The 5,723-nt window shown below is 39.9% G+C and carries 4 protein-coding genes; all 4 read right to left on the bottom strand.

Annotated elements, in window-relative coordinates:
* A partial coding sequence (locus LHW48_10025) for a heparinase II/III-family protein (GenBank protein MCB5260786.1) occupies positions 1-2,528 on the bottom strand: 2,528 nt, incomplete at its 3' end.
* Between the two features lie 9 nt (positions 2,529-2,537).
* Entirely contained in the window at positions 2,538-3,980 is a 1,443-nt protein-coding gene (locus LHW48_10020) for a T9SS type A sorting domain-containing protein (protein ID MCB5260785.1), read from the bottom strand.
* 9 nt (positions 3,981-3,989) lie between these two features.
* The gene (locus tag LHW48_10015) at positions 3,990-5,450 is read right to left on the bottom strand and encodes a T9SS type A sorting domain-containing protein (GenBank protein ID MCB5260784.1); all 1,461 of its coding nucleotides are present in this window, start codon (positions 5,448-5,450) and stop codon (positions 3,990-3,992) included.
* 9 nt (positions 5,451-5,459) lie between these two features.
* Positions 5,460-5,723 (bottom strand): T9SS type A sorting domain-containing protein (locus LHW48_10010; protein MCB5260783.1); only part of this gene is annotated, 264 nt, incomplete at its 5' end.

The raw sequence follows: 5,723 nt of genomic DNA, 5'->3' as shown, positions 1-5,723 counted from the left end.
TTTATATCACTGTTGTACAAACGCAAGAGATCAGTATCATCAACTTGCAGGTATTCTCCATTTAACAAAACAATGGATCGATCTAAAGAGATAGACGGAGCATCTCTATACTTAGTAGCCATAAACATTTTTCCATCTGTCTCAATAGCAGTATCTAATATATCAATTGCCTGATCAGCCCCATCAGTACATCCAATAAGTGTTAAGGTTTCCGTAGCCGGTACGCTACTTGATACACTTGTAACAGCAGTACAATATATGGAATCAATTACGGTAACAGAATCAAGCACTCTGGGAGTACCACCTGATCTTTGGGCTAAAACTGTAATAAACTTTGGATTTTGAGCTGCAGTTGCGACTTGTTTACCCCGAATATGACTATCATAAGGCAAATTTGCACAATTTGGAAAATCTAATGAATTCACAGAAGTTTCCTTAACGGTTCCCGAATAATATGGTGAAAAGGATCCACAAGCAATTTCCAGGTAATCAAACCCGGACCCAGAGTCTCGCTTTACTGAGAACACATTGTTATTTAATTCAATGTCTGCCTCTGAACTCGGACGTACCCCAAATTGCAAGAGATTCCAGTAGTCATAGAAATTCTCTTCGTCATGTGAAGTAACATCATCAAAGACAACAAACAAGTCCTTGTCTCTGACAAACGATCGTGATAGACTTGCTATTTGTATTTGTTGCGCCAGTGGCAGAGAGTTATTATCAGAATTGCGGTACCCAAGTTTTAGGCTAAGTATGTCTAAATCGGGACTTTTTTGGAAGTATTCTCTAAAACAAGGGTCTTCGACCATCTCTTCTGGAGTCACAGTCTCTTTTTCGTAATATTGAAAAGCACTTAACGGCCGATAGTTACCACCCAAGTTGTTTAGTAAATCATTTTGTGCTGTTTCAGATGGATTTACGATGAGCATATTATGTGCATATGGTGATCGACAAAAAGTCCTTCCATCGTTCCAACCTGTACGGTAATAACCAGGATCAATAAGAAACTGCTTACCATTATAGAAAAACGAATAGCTGGATTGATCAGCCTGACTATGATAGCCAGAAAAGCTGTTTTCATGAGTTATTTGCATGGTTGGTTTTGATCGGTACACTGCACTATCAACTGCGGGCACATCAGGCAATGCCGTAAGAACTGAAAACTCGGAATTCGACCATGACCCCTCACTGATCACATTTGGTATATCATTGCTATTTAACATCTTGGGGAATTTATAAGGGTCTGAAAAGTACAAAACATAAAATTTACTACTTTCTATGTGGCCGTTTTCTATTAACGATCCAAATCCCCAATCTTTTTTTGTGCGAATGTACCATGAACATTTACTGCTAATGTTTTGGGATTCAGACGTATTTTGATAGAAGGCATATGCAATACAAGGAGTTATCGCTTCTAAGTATTTAGAATCATTGTATGCCCAGTCTTCCCCTGTGGGTGATACCTTTTGTGTCATATCAGTGATCCATGATACTATGTATGGATTATCGAAGTAATTTACGTTGTTGTTTGATAGTCTTTTTCTGGCCACAAAGTATGGTGATAAATGTTGCATGAGAAAATTCATATAGCACATGCTCTCAAAATATGCTCCGCTATTCGAAGTATGAAAAGCCAACATGCCAGCCTTCTTATACTCATCTGAGAAAGTTAATGGTATTTCTGCTGTAACCAGCATACTGTCCACATATGACACAATGTCTAACATTTCGTCTTCAATACTGGAATCGGTCACAGACAGCAACAATGAAGTCAATCCTAATGCGCCATACATCGATAATCTGTATTGAATTAAACTGAATCCTGGATGCTCAGGTTGGGCACTACTTGGGAAATTATGAGCCCAATAACCGTGTTGATACTTGTTGTATGAATTTGGGAAGCTGCCTGGATTTTCAAATATTAATCTGTAATATGCTTCAGAACTCATCATTAAATCTGTGCACATTAACATTACATTCTTCAATTTTCCTAAGTTCTCATCATAAGGTGCGTAATAAGGATCGGATGTGTCCATGTTTTGATAATAATGATACAAACAATCATATAGCATCGAAGCGTTTATGGCAAGATAACCCAACTTAAGTGCTCTATCTGTACATTCAACCAATGTGTCTGTAAAAGATGCTGACAATAGAGAGAGATCATCGGTAATTGAAGCAATATTTAAGTTTATGGTTTCAAGATTCGTCAGCTGGGAACTTCCAAAAATTGCATTTTTCAATAGATATGCAGAATGTTTGATCCTCAAATAGTCTGGGCCAGGATCATATGGTGATGAGCTTGATGACGGTGAATCTGGAAACTCTGGTTCATATTCCTGTTGGGTGGAACTTGTCCGATTCTGATATAAGAATTCATCGTAATACTCGCTTGATGAATTTGATACTGAGTTCCTCATGTCTGCTAAGGTTAACGAATCAATAGTTACGGTGCGAAAAACCGTTGTTTGAGCGAATAAAAGACTTCCCAACATAATGCAAAGGGCGAAAAGAATTAATTTTTTCATGATAATCTCCTATTTTACTAGGGTTATTTTTTTGGTATTCTGTGGATTGTTTGTTTCACGAATCAGATATACTCCTGTGGGACACCTCCTGCCTTCATTATCCCGTCTATTCCACACTATATGAGCGATAGGACTGGCTGCGTTACCCATTGGGATACTTCTAACTTTCTGCCCCTTGATATTGAATATCTCGATACAGTTGCCTGGTGCTTTGTTGAGCTCACCATATCCCAGCTCGATGGTAACAGAGTTTTGTGCGGGATTTGGATAAGCTGTGATAGGAGATAAAGTTGTGGCTTGGACTTCGTCCAGGTTTGGCACTTGTCCATTAGGCAAAAGCTTCATCACTGCGATATCCGTAAAGTTCACAATTCCAACAAAGTAAATGCAGCCTTGTTGATCAAATTTTAGAATATCTGTATTATGCTCATAAAAAGAGCCGTGAGACCACAGAGCAATCTCATTGTAATCCACAGACCAGATATTTTGTAGGCTATAATCATATTTTGCCAGTTTGGCTCTTTCCATTTGATGACTTCCAAGCAAAACAAAAAAATCTGGTGTGGATGCCACCGAGCAAATTCCGTAGAAATCGGATCCAATACTGTAGGACTGCAAGTCTCCCATTGCATCAATAGTACTTAAAATCGTGCTGAAATTCAGGTCAATAGCTTCTACCGTATACACCATCAATGAATCGGAATTACAAAACATCGACATGCCAAAGTATTGGCTTGAGCCACTAATGTCGTATCGGTTAATAATAACTCCATCCAGATCTGCATGCAAAATACTCAAATCACCAGAACCCAGATAGCAGGCAATATAGACCGAGTTATCGTCTTTTTGCACCATGTTTCGCCCGGTAATATCCAGAGTGCTATTTAGGGTATCTGGGGGATAATAACTGGCAGCTAAAGAATCACCAAGTGCACTCATCCTAAAAAAAGCAGCACTAAACTCATAGTTCTGAGACTCACGAATTCTCCCGCAGGCCAAAATTTCCCCACTGGGCATGCGAATAGCTTTATTGAAATGAGGCTGATAAGAAAACGACTTTTCCTCATGTAGTACAAATGATCCGTTTGCGTCAATAAAGCCAATCCTATAACTGAATGGTTTGCTAATAATAAAATGCGTCACATCGTTTTCGTCTATCTCAATACCAACAATTTCTGTAGGAAATGTGTTGCAATCAACCATTTGATGCCACATTAAATTGCCTTGGGGATCAAGTTTTATTATTAAGGGTCCGTAATCCCAGAATTGACCCATGTCAAACATGAAACCTGCATTACCAAGGATCACAACGCTATTATCAGAGCAGATATAAACTGTTTTTGGGGTAAATTCTTCTAATGAGTCTATCAATATCGTGCTGATATAACCTGGTTGAGCATAGCACAATATCCCGACCAGCAGACTGAATAGCGTAATAATAATCTTTTTCATTTTTTCCTCCTAACGGGTTTTGCATATTTTTGTTGTATGTGTGTTGCGATTAGAAGAACGGAGTAGGTAAATACCATTGGGACAAATTCGTCCTTGTTTGTCCTTACCGTCCCAGTTTGTTTCGTTATTTACCAGTTTCAGGGAGCGGACAAGCTGCCCTTTGATATTGAAGATATCTATGTTGTCGTTTCGAATCATCTGATCATCTTGCACTATTTTTATGCTGACGTGGTTTTTCATCGGATTCGGATATGCCGATATAGTGCTTACAGGAGGAGTCTGGACCTCATCCTCTATTGGCAATTGCCCATTGGGCAAGAGCTTGGTTATTATTTGTGCTCCATACAGATCATCGCCCCAAGCCCAATAGATGCAGTCTTCATTGTCGAGTGCGAGTAATGCAGCCGAGCGGGAGCCATATTTCCAATCCACTTCGCACATGTTACCTCCCTCTTGTTCCCATGACCAGTTTAATTCTCCACTGTAGGTCAAACTTAGTAAAGAACCATAAAGGCCCAATTTCCCGCATAGATATATATTATCTGTCCCCAATATCATTGAGTTTACAAAGAAGCGTGACAAAGATATGCTAAAGAGAGGTTCAAACACTCCGTTTTCAAATCTATCAACTTGAATGCTATGATCGGGATACTCACCCATTACGTAAGCTATAATGTATGATGCATTGTTGGATTCTCTGCATATAGCCACATTATAAGAATGGTATTCTCCCTGTAAATCAAATCGGTTAACAAGCGTACCATCGGGATTGACTTCCAAGATAGAGCAGTTATAAGTGTGCAATCTACAGGCAATCAAGATATTGCCATTATCCATCAGAGCCAGATCATAGGCTTCAGCTACCAGTTCTGAACTTCCCTGATCAACAGGCCAGAAAGCTGTAGCAAGAGTATCTCCCGCACTGGAAAAGCGGAAATAGCAGGCAGACGACACATCAGGCCATAAAACCCAATCATGTTGGTAAGCCTTGCCCACGGCGACAATTTCATTGTTTGGGGTGCGTAGTGCCTTGTTGAAAGTTATTGAAAAATAAGGGAGATCTATAGGATCAGATAAGGGAGCAACCACCCCGTCACTATCTATGGTTGCCAATTGAATTACGCTACTCCCAATCCAGGTGACGATAAAGGTTACGGTATCCTCTGCATCAATATCAACTCCGGTAATTGTACATGCTGGCCAACCACTGGGATTCAGCCATTGCCTCCAGAGCAGGTTGCCGTATGGATCAAGCTTGGTGATAGCTAAATGATAATACCACCACTCATCCATAGTATCATCGACGCTAGACAATACTACTACACTGTTATCGGAGCATACATAAATAGATCTGGAAGCTATACGAACAATCGGCAGGCTCTCGTTATATACGTATCCGCTCTGGGCAAATGCCATGCTGCAGAGAGCAGCCATAATCGAAATGAGTAGAATAAGCATTGATTGTTTCATTTTTCCCTCCTAATGGGTTTTGCATATTTTGGTTACATGGCTTGTGCCATATTGGTAGCGGAGCAGATATATCCCTTTGGGACATGGTTTTCCCTCGCTGTCTTTACCGTCCCATACCGTTTCACCTTTCGTCAGTTTTAGAGAGCGGATTAACTGACCCTTGATATTGAAGATATCTATGTGGTTTGCAGCAATCACTGGTTTATCATCCTGCGTGATCTTGATATTGAGATGATCCTTCATGGGATTCGGATAGGCAGATATTGCATTTAC

Source organism: Candidatus Cloacimonadota bacterium, from assembly GCA_020532355.1.
Lineage (GTDB): Bacteria > Cloacimonadota > Cloacimonadia > Cloacimonadales > Cloacimonadaceae > UBA5456.
This window is presented reverse-complemented; position numbering and strand designations above follow the sequence as displayed.

Excerpts from the sequence above, each read along its gene's own strand:
- LHW48_10020 (MCB5260785.1), bottom strand. The coding sequence starts at position 3,980 with ATGAAAAAGATTATTATTACGCTATTCAGTCTGCTGGTCGGGATATTG.
- LHW48_10015 (MCB5260784.1), bottom strand. The coding sequence starts at position 5,450 with ATGAAACAATCAATGCTTATTCTACTCATTTCGATTATGGCTGCTCTC.